At 62.7% G+C, this 22,074-nt stretch carries 18 protein-coding genes; 9 read left to right on the forward strand and 9 right to left on the reverse strand.

Annotated features, from left to right (window positions below; genetic code table 11):
• Positions 1–89 precede the first annotated feature (89 nt).
• The gene (locus LC531_RS08070) at positions 90–1,106 is read left to right on the forward strand and encodes an acyl-CoA reductase (protein WP_332874888.1); all 1,017 of its coding nucleotides are present in this window, start codon (positions 90–92) and stop codon (positions 1,104–1,106) included.
• A gap of 76 nt (positions 1,107–1,182) precedes the next feature.
• Positions 1,183–1,485, forward strand: a complete 303-nt coding sequence (locus LC531_RS08075; protein WP_223649796.1) for a hypothetical protein — start codon at positions 1,183–1,185, stop codon at positions 1,483–1,485.
• Between the two features lie 101 nt (positions 1,486–1,586).
• Here LC531_RS08075 and LC531_RS08080 read toward each other — a convergent pair whose 3' ends face one another.
• From LC531_RS08080 to LC531_RS08090, 3 genes are all read right to left on the reverse strand, one after another.
• Positions 1,587–2,456: a nucleoside phosphorylase gene (locus tag LC531_RS08080; protein WP_223649797.1), complete on the reverse strand. Its 870-nt coding sequence runs from the start codon at positions 2,454–2,456 to the stop codon at positions 1,587–1,589.
• A gap of 108 nt (positions 2,457–2,564) precedes the next feature.
• A complete protein-coding gene (gene trhO / locus LC531_RS08085) occupies positions 2,565–3,506 on the reverse strand; it encodes an oxygen-dependent tRNA uridine(34) hydroxylase TrhO (RefSeq protein WP_223649798.1) in 942 nt (313 codons plus the stop codon).
• A gap of 97 nt (positions 3,507–3,603) precedes the next feature.
• Positions 3,604–4,236: a DapH/DapD/GlmU-related protein gene (locus LC531_RS08090; protein ID WP_223649799.1), complete on the reverse strand. Its 633-nt coding sequence runs from the start codon at positions 4,234–4,236 to the stop codon at positions 3,604–3,606.
• Positions 4,237–4,367: 131 nt separating this feature from the next.
• On the opposite strand from LC531_RS08090, the gene LC531_RS08095 reads away from it, so the two are divergent.
• Together LC531_RS08095 and LC531_RS08100 are read left to right on the forward strand one after the other, a co-directional pair.
• Positions 4,368–5,276 (forward strand): hypothetical protein, encoded by a 909-nt coding sequence (locus LC531_RS08095; protein ID WP_223649800.1) that lies wholly within the window; start codon positions 4,368–4,370, stop codon positions 5,274–5,276.
• A 158-nt stretch (positions 5,277–5,434) separates the two neighbouring features.
• Complete coding sequence (locus tag LC531_RS08100) at positions 5,435–6,286, forward strand: coiled-coil domain-containing protein (RefSeq protein ID WP_223649801.1); 852 nt, start codon at positions 5,435–5,437, stop codon at positions 6,284–6,286.
• Between the two features lie 75 nt (positions 6,287–6,361).
• On the opposite strand, the gene LC531_RS08105 is transcribed toward LC531_RS08100, so the two are convergent.
• The 6 genes from LC531_RS08105 to xerD form a co-directional block, all read right to left on the reverse strand.
• Positions 6,362–7,663: a hypothetical protein gene (locus LC531_RS08105; protein ID WP_223649802.1), complete on the reverse strand. Its 1,302-nt coding sequence runs from the start codon at positions 7,661–7,663 to the stop codon at positions 6,362–6,364.
• Complete coding sequence (locus LC531_RS08110; RefSeq protein ID WP_223649803.1) at positions 7,660–8,979, reverse strand: DUF2851 family protein; 1,320 nt, start codon at positions 8,977–8,979, stop codon at positions 7,660–7,662. The genes LC531_RS08105 and LC531_RS08110 overlap by 4 nt, the downstream gene beginning before the upstream one ends.
• 140 nt (positions 8,980–9,119) lie before the next feature.
• Positions 9,120–9,764, reverse strand: coding sequence for an outer membrane lipoprotein periplasmic chaperone LolA1 (lolA1, locus tag LC531_RS08115; protein ID WP_223649804.1), 645 nt, complete (start codon positions 9,762–9,764; stop codon positions 9,120–9,122).
• A gap of 244 nt (positions 9,765–10,008) precedes the next feature.
• Complete coding sequence (locus LC531_RS08120; RefSeq protein ID WP_223649805.1) at positions 10,009–12,897, reverse strand: FtsK/SpoIIIE family DNA translocase; 2,889 nt, start codon at positions 12,895–12,897, stop codon at positions 10,009–10,011.
• A 102-nt stretch (positions 12,898–12,999) separates the two neighbouring features.
• Complete coding sequence (locus LC531_RS08125; protein WP_223653886.1) at positions 13,000–14,760, reverse strand: DUF6044 family protein; 1,761 nt, start codon at positions 14,758–14,760, stop codon at positions 13,000–13,002.
• A gap of 360 nt (positions 14,761–15,120) precedes the next feature.
• The gene (gene xerD / locus LC531_RS08130; protein ID WP_223649806.1) at positions 15,121–16,020 is read right to left on the reverse strand and encodes a site-specific tyrosine recombinase XerD; all 900 of its coding nucleotides are present in this window, start codon (positions 16,018–16,020) and stop codon (positions 15,121–15,123) included.
• Between the two features lie 165 nt (positions 16,021–16,185).
• On the opposite strand from xerD, the gene LC531_RS08135 reads away from it, so the two are divergent.
• The 5 genes from LC531_RS08135 (at position 16,186) to LC531_RS08155 (ending at position 22,061) form a co-directional block, all read left to right on the forward strand.
• Entirely contained in the window at positions 16,186–16,665 is a 480-nt protein-coding gene (locus tag LC531_RS08135; protein ID WP_223649807.1) for a type II 3-dehydroquinate dehydratase, read from the forward strand.
• Positions 16,666–16,832: 167 nt separating this feature from the next.
• On the forward strand, positions 16,833–18,929 hold the full coding sequence (locus LC531_RS08140) for a matrixin family metalloprotease (RefSeq protein WP_223649808.1): 2,097 nt from the start codon (positions 16,833–16,835) through the stop codon (positions 18,927–18,929).
• Between the two features lie 89 nt (positions 18,930–19,018).
• Positions 19,019–20,107, forward strand: coding sequence for an aminotransferase class V-fold PLP-dependent enzyme (locus LC531_RS08145; RefSeq protein WP_223649809.1), 1,089 nt, complete (start codon positions 19,019–19,021; stop codon positions 20,105–20,107).
• Positions 20,104–20,559 (forward strand): ribonuclease HI, encoded by a 456-nt coding sequence (gene rnhA, locus LC531_RS08150; RefSeq protein ID WP_223649810.1) that lies wholly within the window; start codon positions 20,104–20,106, stop codon positions 20,557–20,559. The genes LC531_RS08145 and rnhA overlap by 4 nt, the downstream gene beginning before the upstream one ends.
• A gap of 584 nt (positions 20,560–21,143) precedes the next feature.
• Positions 21,144–22,061 carry an ABC transporter substrate-binding protein gene (locus LC531_RS08155; RefSeq protein WP_223649811.1) on the forward strand — a complete coding sequence of 306 codons (918 nt, stop codon included), beginning with the start codon at positions 21,144–21,146 and terminating at the stop codon, positions 22,059–22,061.
• Positions 22,062–22,074 lie beyond the last annotated feature (13 nt).

The raw sequence follows: 22,074 nt of genomic DNA on the forward strand, positions 1-22,074 counted from the left end.
AGCTGCCCGGCTGTACGTAAAAAGCCCGGCGCTGGCTGGTTTGAACCCCCAAAAGTACGGCTCATTCTGGCTTTTCGCTCTTGTTTTCTATGCTGAATCACGCTTCCCGCCTGGCTGCCTTCGCGGCGCTGGGCCGCCGCCTCGCTACCCTTGCCGACGCGGAGATTACCGACCTCGCCGCCCGCGCCCGCAACCAAAACGCCTGGTTCGACCTGCCCAACGTGCGCACCGCCCTGGCCGGCGTGGCCCATTTGCTGGCCGAGCCCGCCCTCAGCCACTGGGCCAGCCGCTACCGAGCCGAGCCCCCTACCCCCCGCCAGGTGGGCGTAGTGATGGCCGGCAATATTCCACTCGTGGGCTTTCACGATTTGCTGTGCGTGCTGCTCAGCGGCCACTCGCTGCTGGCCAAGCTCAGCAAGGACGATACCGTGCTCATGCTGTGGATTATTCAGGAGCTAACGACTATCGAGCCGGCCTTTGGCGAACGGATACAGGTGATGGAGCGGCTTAACGCGGCCGATGCGTTTATCGCTACCGGCTCGGATAATACGGCGCGCTACTTCGAGTTTTACTTTAAGAGCCGGCCGCACCTCATCCGGCGCAACCGCACGAGCCTGGCCGTGCTCACGGGCCACGAAACAGGCGAGGAAATGACGCTGCTCGGGGCCGATATTTTTCAGTACTATGGCCTGGGCTGCCGCAACGTGAGTAAGCTCTACGTACCCGCTGGCTACGATTTCGTGCCGTTGCTCGATGCGCTGCAGCCCTGGCAAACGGTGCTGAACCAGCACAAGTTTCAGAATAATTACGACTACAACAAGAGCATTATGCTGGTGAACGCGGTGCCGCATTTCGACAACGGCTTCCTGCTGCTGACCGAGAGCGCAGCGCTGGTGTCGCCGATTTCGGTGGTACACTATGCTACTTACGCGCAGGAAATTGACCTGCTCGACCAGCTCACCAACGTGGCGGCCCAGACGCAGGCCCTTGTATCGGCGGGCGGGCGCTACGCGGGGTCCGTATCCTTCGGCCAAGCCCAGCACCCCGGCGTGGCCGACTACGCCGACGGCATTGACACGATGGAGTTTTTGGCGGCTGAATTGTAATACTGTGCCTATCCCCTTCACTAGGGCTTAACGAAGGGCGTCAGAGATTAGCAAAAAAGTCAGCTATCCAACCCGCATGTACACGCCTCCCGCCGACCAGCCTATCCAAACCATTGACAAAGAGCTTATCCCTACCCTGCGCTTCGGGCCCAACGATGTGCTGACCGCCGACCCGGCCGCCGCCGCGCGCCGCCACCGCGATGCCGAGCGTGCCGCTCGCCTCGGCAACGCCTACCACGGCAAGCTGGATATTTTCTTTCAAACTGCTGACTGCCAAACCTTACGCGTGCAAACCGCCGTGTGGGGTGCGCACCCCGATTACCTGACTCTAAAAGCCGGCATTTTGCTACCACTGCGCGCCGTACTGGGCTTTAATTAACACGGATTTCACGGATTTGGTAGACGATGCAAAAGGGGGGCTCACCAAGCAGTCCTTTTGCATCGTCCACCAAATCCGTTAGAATTCGTGTTAATCAGCGGTCAGATGAGAGCCAGCGTGCGGGCAATGAGCCGGTCCATAATGTCGGCAGCATCGGGGGCAAACTCGCCGGTAGCGCGGTTGGCTACTATTGCGTTGAGGCTCAGCACTTCGTGGCCCAGCAGCTGGCCCAAGGCGTAGTAGCCGGCGGTTTCCATCTCAAAATTACTGAGGCGGAAATCACCCTCGGGGCTCTGGTGGCGAAAGTCCTGTAGGCGCTGCATATAGTCGGGTGTGCGCAGGTCGAGGCGCAGGCGGCGGCCCTGCGGCCCATAGAAGCCGGGGCACGTCACGGTGTTGCCGAGGAGCAGGTCGGCGGCCAGCTGCTCGCGCAGCAGGTCGGAGCCGCGCACCACGTAAGGTGCATAGGGCAGGCCCAATTTTTGTTGTAAGTCATTGGCCACCTGCGTTTCCAGGCCAGTTTCTACCAAGGGGTAGAACTGCATCAGCGAGTCGAGGCCCACGGCGTGCTGAGTAGCCAGCAGCGCGCCCACCGGCACGTCGGGCTGGAGGCTGCCACTGGTACCCAGCCGGATGATGCGCAAGCTCAGCCGCTCCTCGGGCGGGCGCACGGTGCGCGACATAAAGTCAATATTGACTAGCGCATCCAGCTCATTCAGCACAATATCAATGTTATCGGTGCCCATGCCGGTGCTGAGCACCGTCAGGCGCTTCCCCCGGTAGTAGCCCACGTGGGTCACAAACTCGCGATGCACGCCCTCAAACTCGATGGAGTCGAAGTGCCGGCTCACCTGTGCTACCCGCGCCGGGTCGCCCACGGTCAGGATAGTGTCAGAAATATGGTCAGGCAGCAGATTAAGGTGGTAAATCGTGCCGTCGGGGTTCAGGATGAGTTCAGATTCGGGAATCATAGCCGTGTAGGGTAAGCGGTAGCTTGCCGGAAATTAGAAAGAAAAATGTGCGGTAAGCTTCCCCTGCCGGGGGTTAACCTGGTACTAAAACGGCAGCTAAACCTTACCCTACCCCCTGTACGAAGCCAGACCCTGCGCGGGGGTATAATGGTTGCTTTGCTTTGGGTACGTGCCCGTGCCATCATACGGCCGCTTGTCGGGGTGCTCGGCGCAAGCCGGGGAGCACGCGCCTTGCAGCATTTCGCCGCAGCTTTCGCACAGCGGCAGGTGGGCATTGCAGTGCGGATTGGCGCAGTTGATGAGGCGGGGCGAGGACTGCTGGCAGTGATGACAGCGCGATATAATACTGGGATTCACGTGGTTAACATCCACCGCCACGCGGCCATCAAAGACGTAGCACTGGCCCTCAAAATCCTCGCCACCAGCCTCAATACCGTACTTAATAATGCCGCCGTGCAGCTGATACACGTTTTCGAAGCCCTGCTCCAATAAAAAGGCAGTGGCTTTTTCGCACTTCACGCCGCCGGTGCAGTAGGTCAGGATTTTCTTGTCCTGAAACTCGCGCAGCCGTTCCACCCGCTCGGGAAAATCGCGGAAATTCTCGATATCGAGCGTCACAGCGTTTTTGAAGCGGCCCAGGTTATACTCGTAGTCCGAGCGCACATCTACTATCACCACGTCGTCACGGTCTTTCAACGCCTTGAATTCCAACGGACTCAGGTGCTGGCCCGTTTGCTCGTGGGGGCGCACGTGGGGCAGGCTGCTATGCACAATTTCGGGCTTCACGCGCACGTGCAGCTTCTGAAACGTGTGAGCGGCCACGTCGTCCATCTTGAATTCGAGGGTAGCGAAGCGCGGGTCAGCCTTGACGGTGGCCCTATAGGTCGCGCAAGCCTCGCGCGTGCCCGACACCGTACCATTCAGCCCCTCGGCGGCCACGATAATGCGCCCGCGTAAATCCAGGTCAAGGCACAGACGATGATGCTCGTCGCGGAATTGCTCTGGATTTTCGAGGGGCGTATAGCAGTAATAGAGCAGGACTTGGTACATTATTTTAATTAGAATGGAGGAGGGAAGAAGGAGGAATTAGGTGGAATAACTCTCTGGGAGCAATGCTTCATTCCTCCTTCTTCCTTCCTAATTAAAATTAAACTTTCACCGCTGGGTTACCAAATACGGTCTGGCCGGCGGACACGTCGGCCACCACCACCGAGCCGGCCCCGACGCGGGCTTTGTCGCCCACTTTAACGCCAGCCACCAGCACCGCGCCGGCCCCAATGAAGGCATTTTGGCCCACCGAGGCCCCTACCCCCACCTGCGCGCCGGCTCCCAGCTGCGCATAGTCACCCACGCTGGCCTGGCCTTCGACCACCGCATTGGGACCCATCAAAATGCCCGCGCCGAGCTTGGCAGTGGCGGCCACTACCGCATTGGGACCCACGTAGTTGCCGTGGCCCACCTCGGCGTGCACCGACACGCTGGCCCGCTGGTGAATGCTATTGACGGGTACTACCTGGTATTCGTCGTGCAGCATTTGGGTGAGGCTGCGGCGGCTGGCGGCATCCTCGGTGGCCACGAAAACTTCGCATTTTTTGCCTAGCAGCTTCAGCAGCTCGCCGTCGTCGGTATTGCCCATCACGGGCACGTCGAGCAGCTCGGTGTTGTGCAGCTTGGGGTCGTCGTCGAGGATGCAGTACACCACCACATCATTAGATAAAAAAGCATCCAGCGCGGCGGTGCCCACGGCCTGCGCACCGAGAATAATAACGGGGTTTTCCATAAGCCACAAAGGTACGGCCGGGGCCGGCTCACCCCTTGGGCCGGAAAGGCAGCTTCTTTCCGGGCGCTCATTAAACGCGGGCACCTAGTTCGGCTCTAAACGAGTTGCTACCCCACCTCATTGCCTGCTTAATGCCTTACTGCTCCGTTGGTTGCCAAAAATTAGTAGTGGGCTGCCTGGCCGTTGGGCTGGCCTTGGCGGCGCGGCCAGGCCTGGCCCAGGTCAGTCTACTCCGGCCCGGCGCGGTCCGGCCCGATTCGGCGGCTGCCCGGCCTACCCCCCCAACGGTACTGCCCTCGCAGCTGGTCGTGCGCCTGAGCTACTCGCCCCAAACACTGTTTGCCGGCCGCGACTACGGCCTGCGGCAAAGCACCACCACGCCCTCACTCAACTACTACCATCGCAGCGGAGCCTACGTGGGCGTGTCGGGCAGCCTCTACAGCGTTTCGACGCCGCATTATTTGCTGACTGACTTGACGGCGGGCTATGGTAACTTACTGGGCAACAACTTACTCTATAATTTCTCCTACGACCATTACGTGTTCAGCGAAGCCGGCCAGGGCACGCTCACCAACGCGGGCAGCGTGCTGCTGAGCTACGATGTGGGGCCGATAAGCTTAGGCACCACCTACTCCCTGCTCTTCGGCAACGGCCAGACGGGGCACCGGCTACTACCTTCTATCTCGGGCTACAAGGCCTGGAAAAACCTCGGTTTTATTGATAAATTATTCATTCTCCCCAGCTTGTCGGCCACCATTGGCACGGATAATATTGTCTACCAGGTGTTTCCGCGCAAGGCCGTCAGCAAGGTCACCAAGGCCAAAAAACCGGCGAAGGCTGGCCAGCCCGTGGATATGGAACTGACCTCTTTTGGACTGATGAGCTGGAACCTGGCGCTACCGGTGAAGGTGCGCATCGGCAATTTTACGGCGGGCGCTACTTATAACTACATCATTCCTATTCAGTTAGCGCACGAGTCGGCCGATGCCGGCTTTAGCAACAAAAGCTTCATCAGCCTCACGGCCAGCTACGCTTTTTAAAGTGAATTGTACAAAAAAGCGTGACCGGGTTAAACCTCCAATCCGGATAGCGCTCTTAGGAATACTTCGGCAGCGAACCGGTGCGCGGCGCGGAGTCTGGTTGCTTAACGAGCAGCCAATCAGCTACTTTCCCATCCCTTTCTTTTCAATTTACTCTCATGAAAAAAGTATTTTTGGCAGCGGTTATCTGCCTGGGCGGCATAGCCGCCAATGCCCAAAACCTGCCGCAGGATGAGCAGACCTTGCAAGCCGCCAAGCAGGAGATTGCCAAGCTGGAGGCCGACATTGCGAAGGCCAAAACGGACCTGACGAAAGACGATGCCAGCATCGCGGCCGACCGAGCCACCATCAAGGCCGAAGAAAAGCGGGTGGCCATGCTGGAAAAAGCCATTGCTACGCAGCGCCAGGACCTCAGCAAGGAGCATAAGGATATCCGCCTCGACCGCACGGCGCTCAAGCTTGACCGGGCCAACCAAAAAACCGACCACACGCTGTTGAAGGCGGATAACCTGGCGGCCAACACGGAGCGCGGCACGGTGCGCAACGACCGCGCCGACGTACAGGGCGATGCCGCCAAAGTAACGGCCGATAAGGCCGACGGCGCATCGGCTACCCAGACCAACGCCGACGAGCACGCCTTGCAGGAGGCCCGCACGACCCTGGCCAGCGCCAAGGACAAGTTGACCCACGACCTGAGCGTGCGCGACCAGGACCGTACCCTGCTGGCCCGCGATACCAAGGAGCACACCGCCGACAAAAACCGGCTGCAACATGATGAGCTGGCTGCCCAAAAGCACGAGGCCAAGCTAACGGCCGACAAGACCAAGCTCGCAGCTACTGATAAGAAGCTGGCCATGAACGAGAAAACTCAGCACACCGAGAAGCAGGATGCCCACTCCGACCGCCAGGAAATAACGATGGACAAGCGGGAGCTGGCGCACGAGCGCCTCGAAAAAGCCCGCGACCAGCGCGAAGTACAGCGCGATAAAGCGTTGCAGGCGCGCAACTAACGTCGCCAAATAAGCAACGTAAACAACGTAAAACGCCGGGCCAATGGCCCGGCGTTTTTTTGTGCGGGCAGGCCGCTAAACCAGCGGCACGGGGGCGGCGGGCCGGGCGAGCGCGGCGGGCAGCGCCAGCAGCAGTAACCACGGCAGCAGGGCGGTGCGGTAGCGGTGCAGGGTGCCCAGGTTGGGCGTATTCAGGCCGATGAAGGCGGCCAGCAGCAGGCAGTAAAGCAGCAGGAAGACAACCAGAGCCACGGGCTGGCGGCTGCTCCTACCCCCCCGAACGGCGGCTACCAGCGCCAGCCCTAATAACATCAGCAGCAGGGCGTTTTCGAGGCCGGCGACCAGGTAAGAAAGCCGCGGCGACTCACCCAGCCAGGGCCGCGCCAGGGTTTGCAGGGCCGCCTGCGGCGCGTGCCGGAGCAGGCCGGCGGGGCTCGGGTCCCAATCGGCGTATTCCAGGTGGGGCTGGTCCCGCGATTGCCGCAATTCAAACTGGTAGTTCTTATTAGTTTCCTCGCTGAAGTATGATAGCTCGAAGTGCCGCCCGCCCCACACGACTGCCGCCCCGGCCTCCAGAGCCAGCACGGCCAGCAGCGCCCCGACCTGCGGCCGCCAGCCGCTGCCCAGCCAGCCGCGGCACCCGGCCCAGCGCCCGGCCGCCAGCGCCAGTAGCCCGCCCAGCAGCGGGGCCGCGAAAAAGTAGCGTATTCTAAAAGAAACCCAGCTCAACAACATGACCAGCAATAGTTTGGATACCCGGCGCGGCCAGCCGGCCGGCACGGTCGGCAGCGGGCCGTAGAGTGCTGGCAGCACCAAGGCCAAGAGGGCGGTTTCGCTACCCAGCAGCAGGGCTTCTTTGGTGATGCCGGCCGTCCACCACACCACCGAGGGCCACAGCAGTAGCGCCAGTACCAGCGCGGCGGGCGGCGTGGCAGGTAGCGCTCGCTGCCAATTGCGCGCCAGCAGCCAGCAGCCAACGAAGCAAAACAAGCTGATATATAGCGCATTCAACCACTCGCTTCCCAGCGAGGCGAAGTTGAGCAATGCTAGGATTTTGAGGCAGAATAAGGTATTGGACAATGAATAAAATGGGAAATTATAGCCATTCAAGTGCACCTCGCTCCCATTTAGCAGCGCCCCGGCCAGCGCCGGGTGTTGCGCCAGCTCGGCGGTGAGGCCCCGGCTCCACTCCTGTATAAACTGCCCGTCGGGGCTGGGCCAGCGCCACACGGCGGCGGTGAGCAGCAGCCGCCCGGCCAGCGCCGGCAGCAGCCAGCGCCGCAGGTTGAGCGGGGCCTGGCGCCGCTCGCGTCGCAGCCACCACACCAAGCCTACCCCTAGCAGCAGATTGATTAGCAGAGCAATAGCTAATTTCATCGATTTAGGCGCAGGCGCGTTTCACTACCCCCGCCCACCAGCCGCGCCCCGATGGCGCAGTGCAGGCACCGGCGCGGCTGGCAGTAGCCTTTGTGCAGGGCCAGCAGCCCCTGCGAATCGGCGGCCGTGCGGTGCTCGAAGCCTAGGTCCTGGTAGAGGTCGGTGTATTGATTATGCTCGGCGGGCAGCTCAGTGAGCAGGGAAATACTGCTTTCGACCAGCGCGGGCTGGCCGGTGTGGCGGGCATAGGCCACGCGCAGCGGCACTACCACGTTGGTAATGAGCAGGTCGATGCTGCTCTTACCAAGACTGGGCACCCTACCCCCCCGGCCGGGCCGGAAGTGCGCCCGCCAGTAGTCGGGGGCCGGCGCGCCCGCAAAAAACTCGGTGAGCGCCGCTACGCTTTGGGCCGTGAGCAGGGCATCGAACAGGGCCGGGCGGCGGTGCAGCAGCCCCACCAGCTGCCCCAGCCGCACGGCCGGAAAGTTGGCGGGCCGCAGCCGCAAATAATTCCACTCGTGGGCGGCTAGCGCAGCCTCGCCCAGGCCGTACTTGTGGCGCAAAAACTCGTGCTCCTGCCGCCGGTCGCGGATGTAGTCATCCTGCGCCGTTTCCTCGTTTTCCACCAAAAAACCGGCCTGCCCGAACAGCAGCGCCTCCAGCTGGCGCACATCGTGGCGATGGCGGCGCAGCACGGCCAGCGGCACGGCTTTGGCCAGGCGGGCCAGCGGCTCGCTATTTTTCTGGAAGCCGAAAGCCGCCATCAATGCGTGGTAGGCGGTAGCCTCCCAGTCGTCACCCAAATTTGCGTGCAGCTCGGCAATCGTATCGGCCTTGCGCTCCACCCGTTCCAGCAGGGCGCGCTCGGTCATCAGGATGCGCACCAGCTGCGACACCTGGGGTAGCAGCGGGGCGCAGGGCAGCGGGGCGGCGGGCGGGGCGGCCACCAGCGCCTCGTAGCGAGCCAGCAGGTCGGGGGCCAGGCGTGGGGCCAGCGCCAGCGCCGAAATTAGGCTGCCATTGGTGCGGCACACGTCGGCATCAGCGGTGTGCACTACATGCAATACCACCTGGTCATATTTCTTATCTACCTGGTGATGATGCCGTTGCCAATCGGAAGCGCGCAGATGGATTTCGACCGCGCCATTCCACTCCACTTCGCCCAGACGCAAGCGAGCGTTGAGGAAGTCGGGGCCGGCATCAGCGTTGCGCTGGCCGGGGCGCAAGACCTGGATTTCCTCGCCGGCCGTGGTGCGCAGGTCGGTTTTATCGAAGTATTGATGCTGCCAGACGTAATGGAGGAAATCTTCGCGCATAGCGGCAAAAGTAGGTTTCGTTTTTCGTTATTTGTTTTTCGTTTTTCGGAGAATAGCTAGCTACACGCACAAAAAGGCCCGCTTCCTCAGAAGCGGGCCTTTTAAGCAATTCGCTGGTTAAAGCAACGAAAAACAAACCCCTACCGCAAGTCCACCACTTTCACGCCCTTGTGCGCATTTTTATCGAATGCAAACGAGGTGGCCGTTACCGGCACGTTGGGCTTGAAGTTCTTGAGAGTGAAGGTGGTGCGGGTACCATTCTTCTTGAAAGTCTTCACGCTTTTAATAGATTTATCGGCTGGGTTTATCAACAAATCCACCTTGAATACGTCGTTCTTCCGGTCTTCCGGCGTCAACTCAATCTGGTCGTAGGTGACGCCACCATCCTTTACCGGCTTGAGCAGCTGGTACTTATAGCCCTTCTTGTACATATTATACATCTGGGCCGGCGACATGTCCTGGTTCGTGGGGTCAGACTCGGTAATGTTGACCTCGTTCTCGTTCTTGAGGTAGGTCCAGGTGGTTTTGCCGTCGTTAGTGATTTCCTGGCCTGAGGTAGCGAGGTGATACTTATCGCCGCTCACGGTCACTTCGCCGCTCAGGTTCTGCTTGAGCTTAGCGGCGGGGTTTTCCAGAGTTTGGGTAAATGCGGCCTGAAACGACTTGAGGCTGGTGTACTTAGCGCTTACGGCATCGAGTATTTTGCCGGCTTGGGGGTCTTGCTGCGCGGCGGCGGGCAGGGCCAGGGTAACGGCCAGCGCCAACAGGGAAACTTGCTTGGTCATAACGGTTGCGGAAAAAGGCCCGGCGGTTTGGAGCCGGGCGGGCTTGATACGGCGAACGTGTGCAAAAGGTCGGCCAAAGTCAATTATCCAGGATTGATTGGTAATTATTTGGGATGCAAAAATCGTTGTCATGGCGAGCAAGGCGCGGCAATCTTTCCTGCATATCAGGTTCATTACCCCAACGATTAAGAAAAATTACCGCGCTTCGCTCGCCATGACAAACGGCGCGCCGACCCCTACCCCCCTATTTCGCCAGCGTGTTCAGCAACTGCTCCAACTGATATTCATCTGGAATAAGCACGGCCCGTGCCTTGCTCCCTTCAAACGGTCCCACGATGCCAGCCTGCTGGAGCTGGTCCATGAGGCGGCCCGAGCGGTTGTAGCCCAGCTTGAGCTTGCGTTGGATGAGCGACGTGGAGCCCTGCTGGTGCAGCACAATGCAACGAGCGGCCTCGGCAAACATGGTATCGCGCTCGCCATCGTCCAGCTCCTGGCCGGAACCTTCGTCGCCCTCGGCCCCGGCTACTTCGGGCAGCAGGTAGGCGTCGGGGTAGCCCTGCTGCTCGCCGATGTAGTCGCAAAGGCGGTCCACCTCGGGCGTGTCGATGAAGGCGCACTGCACCCGAATCAGGTCCGAGCCGGCCGAAAACAGCATGTCGCCCTGGCCGATGAGCTGGTCCGCGCCGCCGGTGTCGAGGATGGTGCGCGAGTCAATCTTACTAGTCACTTTGAAAGATATTCGACATGGGAAGTTGGCCTTGATGATGCCCGTAATCACGTTCACGCTCGGGCGCTGGGTAGCCACGATGAGGTGAATGCCGATGGCGCGGGCCAGCTGCGCCAGGCGCGCAATGGGCGTTTCCACTTCCTTACCGGCCGTCATCATCAGGTCGGCCAGCTCGTCAATCACGAGCACGATGAAGGGTAGGAAACGGTGGCCTTTCTTGGGGTTCAGCCGCCGCTCCACAAACTTGAGGTTGTACTCCTTCAGGTTGCGGCAGCCCGCTTCCTTGAGCAAGTCGTAGCGCCGGTCCATCTCCATGCACAGCGAGTTCAGGGTGTGCACCACCTTCTTGGTGTCGGTGATGATGGGCTCCTCCACATCGGGCAGCTTGGCCAGAAAGTGCCGCTCAATCTTGTTGAAGATGCTCAGCTCCACCTTCTTGGGGTCTACCAGCACGAACTTCAATTGGGACGGGTGGCGCTTGTAGAGCAAAGAGGCCAGTATCACGTTCAGCCCCACCGACTTGCCCTGACCCGTGGCCCCCGCCATCAGCAGGTGGGGCATCTTGGCCAAATCGGCCACGAATACCTCGTTGGTAATCGTGCGCCCAAAGGCGATGGGCAGGTCCATCTCGGTGCGGGCAAACTTCTCGCTGCCCAGCACCGAGCGAATGCTGACCATCTCCTTCTTGGCGTTGGGCACCTCGATGCCGATGGTGCCCTTGCCCGGAATGGGGGCAATGATTCGAATGCCCAACGCGGCCAGACTCAGGGCAATGTCATCCTCCAAACTCTTGATTTTGGAGATGCGCACCCCGGCCTCGGGCACGATTTCGTAGAGCGTGACCGTGGGCCCGATGGTGGCCTTGATGCTGGCAATGGTGATGCCGTAGTGGCCCAGCGTCTCCACGATGCGGTCTTTATTAGCCTCCAGCTCTTCCTTGGTGACCTGCGCCTTGGCCACACCATAGTCGTTGAGCAGGTCCAGGGTCGGAAACTGGTAGCGCGACAAGTCCAGGGTGGGGTCGTAGTTCACATCTGGCATCTGGTCCGCGTCCGCGTCCTCGTCGGCCACGGCCGCAATGTCGGCCCCCGCGTTGGGGTCCAGGTCGGCGCGGCTGGGCACCGTTATTTCCAGGTTGGTACCTAAAGCCTGGTGCTTAGTGCTTGATGCTGGAGGTAGGGAGCCGTCGGCGAGGTCGGCCAGCGAGAGGGGGGTAGGGATGCTGGCGGCCACGGCGGGCGCGATGGCCATTTCGGGCTCGGCGGCGGGCAGCTCGAAGGAAAAGGCGGGGCCGCTAACTGGGGGCGCGGTAGGCGCGGGCGCGGCGGCTGGCGGCGGGGCGGGCTCCATTTCAAGAGGCCGCTCGTCGGCGTTCGTTAGTTCGAAAGAGGTGCTGAGGGCCTGGGATTTGGGGCGTGGGCTGAGGTTGGAATTTAGCTGCGGAGCGGGCTCAAATTCGGGTTCGGGCTCGCGGGGGGGGGTAGGCGCGGCGGCTTTGGCCGGAGTGGGGCGGTGGGTAGCAATCGGGGCGGCAGCTTCGGCCAGCTCCTCGTCGTCATCCTCGTCGGTGCCGCCCAGGTGGAGGTTCAGGCTCGTTACATTGAAGAAGAAGACCACGAACATGATGAGCCCGAAGGCCAGCAGCAGCACCGTGCCCCAGCCAATAAGCGAATCGAGCCACAGCGCCAACTCATAGCCCGCGCCGCCGCTGAGCCAGTCGAGGCGGTGCGCCTGGGTGGGGGTCGGGTCGGGGCCGGGCTGCGCCTGCTGCACCACCACGTAGCCCAACAGGGTACTCACCCACAGCATACTAAACAGGCCCAGCGCCAGCCAGTAGCTCACCGAGCCGGCCGCCCGCCGAAACACGATTTTATAGCCCAGAAAAAAGACCATCGGAATGAGCGCGTACGACGCCAGCCCGAAGCCCCGGTAGATAAGCTTTTCGGCGAGCCAGGCTCCGAGCAAGCCTAGCCAGTTGCCGGTTTCCTGGCCGGCCTCTTTCACCGGCACGGTGCCCAGGGCGGCCACCACGCTCTGGTCGGCGCGCCCGCTGAGCAAAAACGAGGTGAAGGCAATCGTCAGGTACAGCGAGCCGAGCAGCAGCCCGAAGCCGATGAGCAGGTGAAAGCGGCGGTCGCGCAGCAGCGCACCCAGCTGGTGCAGGCCGGGCAGCGGCCGGCGCGGGCCGCGCGGGGCGGCGGCCTTGGCGGGGGCGGCAGGCGGGCGGTTACGGCCGGGCGGAGCTTTGGCGGCGGGGGTAGGCGGGGCGGCGGGCGCGGCGCCGGGCACCGGGCGCGGCGTGTTGCCGCGCGCCGGGCGCACGGGGCCGTTGTCGGCCGGGGCGGGGGCCGGGCGGTTGGTGGCGGCTGGGCCACCCGGTGGGTTTCGGAAATTATTAGCAGCCATGCGCGGGCAAACGGAAAAGTCAAATCTACGCCAGCGGCGGGGGTTTTGGGACGTTGGCCGGGGGCTGCCAGCTGGTCGTCTTTTTTCTAAAGCAGCGCTTCCCTACCCCCCCGGCACCGCCTCATACAGGTGCAGTCGCCAATAGGCTTGCGAGTCGTCAAACACGCCTAGTAGGCGCAGGCCGCTCGCGGCGGGGTCGGCTAGGCGCACGGCCGACAGCACGTAGCGCCCGCCCAGCCGCCGGAAGGCCGCCGCCCCGAAAGCCCAGTGCTGCACCGGCCGAGCCGGCCGCTTGCCCACCATAAAATCGCGCCCCAGCTCGGCCGAAAATAGGTAGCAGCGGTTGCCCCAGGCATCGAAGTAGGCGGCCAGAGCGGGGCTCTTGGCCAGCTCGCCGGCGATAAGGGGCCGGAAGGCTTGCTTATAGGCCAGGGGGTAGATGGTCTGGTACGAGTCGAGGGTGTAGAAGCCGTTGAGCTGCGCCACGGCGGGTGGCAAACCCAGGCAGGCCACCCGGTAGGCGGGCGGCAGCTGCCCGGTGCGGCGAATAATAAAACTGCGCACCTGCCCCAGCAGGCCGGGGGCCACGTAGGCCGCGTAGCCGGGGGCATCGGGCCGGGGCCGGCCCAGCAGGGCCAGGGCATTGTTGGTAAACTCCAGGTTGGCGGCCAGCACGAAGGGCACTTGCAGCGCCACCAGCCCATAGGCGAGCCGGCCGGCCGGCAGCTGCCGCAGCACCAAGGCCAGCATCAGCACCCAAGGCAGCGCCAGTAAAAAGTAGAACCGGCTGAGCGTGAAGGCGTGCAGCAGCGGCAGCCGTCCCTGCAAGCGCGCCGAGAGCAGCGGCAGCAGCGCCCCCAGCAAGCTCAGCGCCGCCACCACCGCCAGCCCCGCGCCCAGCTGCCGCGCCAGCCGGCCCCGCGCCGGCCCCGCCACTCGCGCCAGCCCTACCCCCGCCGCCAGCACCAGGCCGCCCTTAAAAAACGGACTGGCGTGGTAGTGCCCCAGCCAAAACAGCCGCGCCGCCTCGCGCAGCCCCGCCCCTACCCCCTGCCCCGGTAGCAGCCGCGCCAGGTCGAAGGCCTCGCGGTGGGCTACGAACTCTTTGGCGATGAGTAAACTGTACACCATATGCCACTCGACTACCAGGTAGCCGGCCAGCAGCAGCGCCAGGCCCCCTACCCCCCGCCGGGTGGCCGGCCAGGCGGCCCGCCCCCGCCGGGCCACATCCAGCGTCAGCCCTGCCACCCACGCCACGGCGATGAACGGCCCCACCAGCACCAGCGCCGACCATCCCGGAAACGCCGCGCACACCGCCCACGCCGCCCACGAGCCCGGCCCCTGCCGCAGCCGCAGCGCCGCCCACAGCAGCATCGGCTGCCCCAGCACGCTCAGTCCAAACACGCTGTACATCGGTAGCATGGCCCAGAGCAGCGCCACGGACGCCGCCAGCCCGCGCTGCGCGGGCCGCGGCAGGCCGTAGCTCCGCAGCAGCCCGTACATGCTCAGCAGGGCCACCACCCGCACCAGGGCTTCGTGCACGAGGTAAGCGGCCAGCGGCGAATTGGGCAGCATATTGAAAATGAGGACCGTCACGCTCAGGCCCGAGCGTAGCGCGTCGCGCGGCAGGCCGTCCATAATGGGCTGCACTACCGCGCCGGGGCCGCTGGCCAGCGCCAGGTGCAGCTTGGCCAGCAGGTAGAGCCACACCACCTCCGAGTCGAGGTTGTCGTGCAGCAGGATGAACGTGCGCGGCCCCAGGGCCACCAGCGGCAGCAGAAACAAGGCCAGCCCCAGCAAAGCCAGGGCTATGGGTGCTTGGAGTTTGGGGGTTGGTGCTTGGGAAGTTGCCGCTGCTCGCATCCGGCAAAGGTCGGGAGCCGCTGCATGGGATGGCGGGCCCACAGGTAGCCAGCTGCCCAAAAAGGGGAGTCAGGTGGGGTCGGACCTCAGTTGAGTGCCCAAAAAGTGGAGTTAACTCCCGAAAAAGAGGAGCGAAGTGGGGTCGGACCCTACCTGAGTGCCCAAAAAGCGGAGCCAGCTTCACTTTTCAGGCACCTGACTCCTCTTTTTAGGAAGCTGGGTGGGGTTCGACCCCAACTGACTCCGCTTTTTCGGCAGCTGGGTAGGGTTAACTTATAAATTCAGGCGTTTTTAGCTCGCAGAGGGCGCGGAAGCAAGCGGCGCTTCCAGCCATTCAACCAGAAACCAGAAGCCCGGTACTCAACTCCGCGGATGAAACTCGGTGATGACCTGGCGCAAGTAGTCGCGGTCGAGGTGGGTATAGATTTCGGTGGTCGTGATGGAGACGTGGCCTAGCATTTCCTGCACCGCCCGCAGGTCGGCCCCGCCTTCGAGCAGGTGGGTAGCGAAGGAGTGCCGCAGCGTGTGCGGACTAATAGTCTGGCGCAGGCCGGCCAGCTCGGCCAGCTTTTTAATGGCCGTGAAGACCGTGATGCGCGACAGGGGCCGGCCGCGCATACTCAGAAATACGGTGTCCTCGGCCCCCGGCTGCACCGTCAGGTGCTGACGCACGCCGCCCAGGTAGAAATGCAGGTGCTTCACGGCCTCGCCCCCGATGGGCACCAGCCGCTCCTTGTTGCCCTTGCCCAGCACCCGCACAAAGCCCTGCTCGAAGTAGAGGTTGGACAATTTTAAATCGCATAACTCACTTACTCGCAGACCGGAAGAATACAGCACTTCCAGCACCGCGCGGCTGCGCAGGCCCTCGGCGGTGCTCAGGTCCACGGCCGCCAGCAGGGCCTCCACGTCGGGGTAAGAGAGCGTATCGGGCAGGTGGCGGCCGGCCTTGGGCGACTCCAGCGTGTCGGTGGGGTCGATTTTGAGCAGGTCTTCCATGAGTAAAAACTCATAAAAAGCCTTGATGCCCGAGAGCGTGCGCGCCTGCGAGGTGCTGGAAAGGCCCAGCCCGGCGAGCGCGGCCAAAAAATCGCGCAGCAGCCGGGTAGTCACTTGCAGCGGCCCGGCTGGCAGCTTTTCCAGCGCCAGCCACTGGTACAGCTTGCGCACATCGCGCCCGTAGGCCTCCACCGAGTGGGGCGAGAGCGACTTTTCGAGGCGCAGGTAGCCGTCGAATTGTTTACTAGCTTGCGGCCAGGTCAAGGGGGTAGGAAGAAAAAGAGGACACGGAGGATAACAAAGAACGTCATGCTGACCGCAGAGAAGCATCTTGGCCGCTTCAGCCGCGCCGTTCTAACGATGCGACAGCGATGCTTCCCTGCGGTCAGCATGACGTTCTTTGCTGAAAACTCATTCCTTTTTCTTCCCGTGAACATTCTACTTCTCAACGGCCCCAACCTCAACCTGCTGGGCCGCCGCGAGCCGCACATCTACGGCACGCGCTCGTTTGATAGCTTCCTGCCCGAGCTGCAGGCCGATTTTCCCGACTTGCTGCTCAGCGCCTTTCAGAGCAACCACGAGGGCGAGCTGCTCGACCGCCTGCACGCGGCCGCCGGCTGGGGCCCGGCCGGCAGCCCGGCCGCCAGCCAGGCCGTGGTGCTGAACGCGGGCGGCTACACCCACACCAGCGTGGCGCTGGGTGATGCCGTGGCCGCCGTGGCCGGCGCGGGCCTGCCCGTTATTGAGGTGCATTTGAGCAACCTGGCGGGGCGCGAAACCTTTCGCCACCGCAGCTTCATCGGCAAGCACTGCGTGGGCAGCATCGCGGGCTTTGGGCTGGAAAGCTACCGGCTGGCCCTGCACTACCTGCTGCATCAGCGGCCCCGGCCGGTGGGGTTTAAGCGCTAAAAAAGGGGGTAGGCCAATGAGTGGAGAGCTTGCGGTTTGGGAATCATTTTGTATTATTGCGGTAATAAACTCCCTGTTATTAGCAATAATTTATGACTTTTTTAATTCCTAAGCTTTGTTCTTTTAGTATCCGGTATTTAAGATGTTTGATGGCAGCAGCCTGGCTAATGCCGGCCTGCGCCTGGGGGCAGTCGGCGTGTTCGCTGGTACCCGTGGCGCTGGCCCAGCGGGTGCAAGAGGCCCCGTTGATAGTGGAGGCCCGCGTGACGAGCCAGCAGGTGGCGCAAGCGGCTGGCACCCACGGGCTGGCCACGCGCCAGCAGCTGGAAGTATTCAAGGTGTTCAAAGGGGAGCTGCCGGCCGGGCCGCTGAGCGTGTGCACGCCGGGCGGCACGCTAGGCCAGCGGCGGGAAGTAGTGCTGGGCGGGGCGGTGCTGCCGGTGGGCGCGCAGGGCTTGTTCTTTCTGGAGCCCGACCCCACCGCGCCCGGCGAGCGCCGGCTCTACGCCGGGCCGCAGGGCTTTATTCAGTACGACCTGGCCACGCTGGCGGCCACCGAGCCGTTTGGGCGCTACCCCAGCGTAGAGCAGGCCCTGTATGGGGCGGTGGCCGCCGCCAGCGGCGCAGCTTACCAGCAGGTGCAGCCCAATACGGCCCTGGCCGCCGCCCGCCAGCGCCTGGGCGCGCGGCTGGCCGCCGTGCAGGCTCCCGTCAGCATCAGCAGCTTTACGCCCGCTACCCTCACGGCGGGCACCGAGGCGGTGCTGACTATCAATGGTACGGGCTTTGGCAGCAGCCAGGGCAATGGCTACGTGCAGTTTCGCAACGCCGACAGCCCCGGCCCCGACGCCAACCCTACTTATACCCAGCCGCTGGCCAGCGAATACCTCAGCTGGACCGACACCCAGATTCAGGTGCGGGTGTCATCGTCGGGCCAGGTGAGCACCGCTATTAATGGCACGCAGGGTAATACGGCGGGTACGGGCAACTTTGTGGTGGCCAGCGGCGGGGCGCAGGCTACCAGCCCTACCCCCCTTACCATAACCTACGCCCTCAACAACATCACTTACCAGAACGGTACCGACCAGAACTACCGCGGAGCCTTGGGCGGCTTGGATAATAATGGGGGCTACACACTGCAATACTCGCCCAGCTTTCCGGCCGCGGCGCGGGCTCCCTTCGAGCTGGCCTTGGGCAGCTGGGCCTGCGCCGCGGGCATGAACCGCTCGCTGGGGACGGATACGCCGGTGGATAAAGTTGCTTATGACCAAATCAACGCGGTGCGCTTCGACGTGGGCACTGAGCTGCCGATGGGGGTGCTGGGCCTCACGCACCTTACCTACGCTGGCTGCGGCAGCTCGGCCGACAACACGACTAACTGGGTGCTGGTGGAGACGGACTACACCTTCGACTCGGGCACCAACTGGAACTTTGGCCCCGGCGCGCCCACCAGCGCGCAGTACGACTTCCAGAGTGTGGCCTTGCACGAGCTGGGCCACGGCGAGGAGCTTCAGCACGTCATCTCGCCTACCAGCGTCATGAATTTTTCCATTGCCAACGGCCAGATGCGGCGCACGCCCGATGCCGATACGGATGTTGCCGGGGCCAAGGAGGTCATTGACTACAGCACTAGCCGCCCGGCAGCTGACTTGTGTGGCAACGCAGATGCTTTCGTGGCTAATACCAGCCCCACGGGCTGCACCAGCTCCCGGCCGTTGCCGGTGGTGCTCACGGCCTTCACGGCCCGCTACGTGGCCGGCGAGGGCACTCGCCTGGCCTGGACCACGGCCACCGAAACGGGCAGCCAGGCCTTCGTGGTTGAAAGCCAGGACGACCCGGCCAGCGGGGCCTGGCCCGAGCTGACGCGGGTAGCCGCCGCCGGCAGCAGCCCTACCCCCCGCCAGTACACCGCCCTCGACGCGCGCCCGCTGGCCGGCACCCGTTACTACCGCCTGCGCCAGGTAGACCTCGACGGCCACCTGGCCTACTCGCCAGTGGTGAGCGTAACGGCCACCACCCTAACCTTGGCCGCCTACCCCAACCCCGCCGCCGGCCTCGTGCACCTGAGCGGCCCGCTCGCCGCCGGGGCCACGGCCCAGGTGCGCCTGCTCGATGCCACCGGCCGCTGCCTGCTGCGCACCAGCGGGCCGGCCGGCCGGGCCGCCTTCGACCTGCCGCTGGCCGGGATACCCGCTGGCCTCTACGTGCTGGCCTGGGATGGCGGCGCGGGCCCCAGCTACCTCCGGCTGGCGATTGAGCAATGAGTAGTGGGTAGTGCGCATAATGTCGTTCTCCTGGTAGAGCGACATTATGTTCACTGCTCATTGCTCCTTGATAATACCTTTGCCGGCCTATGGCAAACCTTCCGACTTACACGTTTAATCCGGGCCCTTCGGCCGTGTACCCCGAAGTACGCCAGTATCTGGCCGACGCTTTTGAGGAAGGCTGGCTGTCGGCACCGCACCGCTCCGAGCGCTTCACGGCCCTGGTGCGCCAGTGCCTGGAGCAGGCCCGCCTCAAGCTTAACATCCCGCAGGACTATACCATCCTGTTCACTTCGTCGGCTACCGAGTGCTGGGAAATCCTGACCCAGAGCCTAACGCCGCGCCGCTCGTTTCACCTCTACAACGGCTCGTTTGGGCAGAAGTGGTTTGATTACGCCCGCGCCCTGCGGCCCGGCTGCACCGGCCTGCGCTTCGATATCAACGACGTGCCCGACCCCGCTACCCTGCCCTTCAGCCCCGACGAAACCGACCTGGTGTGCCTCACGCAGAACGAGACGAGCACCGCCACCCAGCTGCGCGACAGCTTCATTCTCAATATCTTCAACCGCCTGGGACCGGCGCTGCTGGCCGTCGATGCTACCTCGTCGCTGGGGGGGGTAGCGCTCAAGTTTATCAAGGCCGACGTGTGGTACGGCTCGGTGCAGAAGTGCCTGGGCCTGCCAGCGGGCCTGGGAATCATGGTGCTATCGCCGCGCGCCGTGGCCCGCGCCCGCGAGGTAGGCGACAACGCCCACTACAACAGTCTGAATGCGATGGTGAAGCAGATGCTCAACTACCAGACCACCCACACCCCCAATGTGCTGGGCATCTACCTGTTGAGCCGGGTGCTGCAAGCCCGCGAGCCCATCAAAGTCGTGGCCCCGCACCTCACCGAGCGCGCCCAGAAGCTCTACGATTACTTCGAGCAGGTGCAGCCGCTGGGCTTGCGCCCGCTCATCGAAAACCCGGAGGCGCGCTCGACTACCGTTATTGGCCTGCAAGGGCCGGCGGCGGTTATTGAGGAAGTGAAGCGCCGCGCCCGCGACGAGGCCGGCCTGCAGCTGGGCTCGGGCTACGGCGACCACAAGGCCACGAGCCTGCGCATCGCCAATTTCCCAGCCGTGCCGGATGCCGCTTTTGAGGCGCTGGTGCGTTTTTTTGAGAGTATCCGGGTATGATAACGCTGTTTACCGATGGGTCGAGCCGCGGTAACCCCGGCCCCGGCGGCTACGGCACCATCCTACGCTACGGCCCCCACGAAAAGGAAATCAGCCAGGGTTTCCGCCGCACCACCAACAACCGCATGGAGCTGCTGGCCGTGATTGTGGGCCTGGAAGCCGTGACGCGCCCCGAAATCCCGGTGCTCGTCGTCACCGATTCCAAGTACGTGGTCGATGCCGTGGAAAAGCGCTGGGTCTTCGGCTGGGTGCAGAAGCCCGACTTCGGCAAAAAAGCCAACGAGGACCTGTGGCGGCGGTTTTTGCGCGTGTACCAGGACCGTAAAGTGTCCTTCAAATGGGTGAAAGGCCACGCCGGCCACCCCGAAAACGAGCGCTGCGACGTGCTGGCCGTGCAAAGCGCGCTGGGCCGGGGGCTGCTGGTGGATGAGGGGTACGAGGCGCTGGGGTAATTGGGGATGGGTGGGCTAATTTTCCAAACATTTAGAAAATTGACCCATGTGCTACTAGTAAACTAATAACAGGCGGTCCCCTACAATACTCTTACTATCAAGCAGCTAGCCAATAACTACTTTTGCAAGCTAGCCATTCAATCATCCGAAAGTTTAGAAGATTACGTACATTTGTTACAAATCTAGTTGTAACAAATAAGGGACTGAGCCTTGCGACCCAGCCCCTTACCCTAACTAATCCAATGAACGGCGGCCGTTATGGCACCGCCACTCATTAGAAGCCCCACGAGCCACTTAGTTAGCTCGGAGGGTATTCGGAGCTTAAATGTTAATTTAAACTCCGAATGCGCGCTGTCCTTTCTCATGTTTCGACTGAAGTAAAGGGTTGCACTAAAACCCTCACACTTCTGAAACCCCGGTCTGTTTGCAGCAGCCGGGGTTTCCTCTTTTTAAGAGAAACCGTTACAGCTGGGGGACATACCTAACGCGTTTAGCAAAAGTAGCTTCGCCAAGTGGCACTATTTACCGAAGCAGCGGCTAAATCGTATTATTCGCTGCTGCGAACCATTGCAGCCCTACACTTCATGCCGACCCTCACCGTGGCCCTTGACTGGACGCCCAATACCAACCACACCGGCTTTTTCGTGGCGCAGGAACTGGGCTACTACGCCGCGGCGGACCTGCTCGTAGACCTGCTAACCCCCGCCGCCGACAACTACGCCACCACGCCCGCCAAGCAGCTGGAAACGGGCGCGGCCGATTTTGCTATCGCACCCTTTGAGAGCGTTATTAGCCTGAACACCAAAGTGAACGCCGTACCAGCCGTAGCCGTGGCCGCGCTGCTGCAAGCGGATATCAGCTCGGTGGCGGTACTGAAAAGCAGCGGCCTGGCACGGCCCCGCGACCTCGACGGCCGCACCTACGCCTCGTACCAGGCGCGCTACGAGGATAAGATTGTGCAGCAGCTGGTTATCAACGACGGCGGCGCGGGCGACCTGCGCCTAAGCTACCCGCCGAAGCTCGGCATCTGGGAAACGCTGCTGACCGGCGCGGCCGATGCCACCTGGATTTTTGATAACTGGGAGGGCATGGAGGCGGAAACGAACGGAGTGGAGCTGACCAAATTCCGGCTCGGCGACTACGGCATTCCCTACGGCTACTCGCCGGTGCTACTCACGACCCGCCCGCTGCTCGACCAGCACGCGGATGCTTACCGGGCGTTTGTGCAGGCCACCAAAAAGGGCTACCTATTTGCCCAGGCCAACCCGGCGCGGGCCACCGACATCCTGACCAGCCACGTGCCGCCGCGCGATGCCGCGCGGGTGGATATCCGGCGCAGCCAGGACTACACTGCGCCCTACTACGGCGACGCGGCCACCTGGGGCACAATGACGGAAGAGCGGGTAGCGGCTTTTCTGGATTGGCTGATTGCCAATAAATTAGAAGACGAAAAAATAAAAGCCTACCCCCTTTTTACCAACGAGCTGCTGCGCGAAGCGTAGCCCGCGCCCACCC

It is taken from the genome of Hymenobacter psoromatis (assembly GCF_020012125.1).
Taxonomy (GTDB): domain Bacteria; phylum Bacteroidota; class Bacteroidia; order Cytophagales; family Hymenobacteraceae; genus Hymenobacter; species Hymenobacter psoromatis.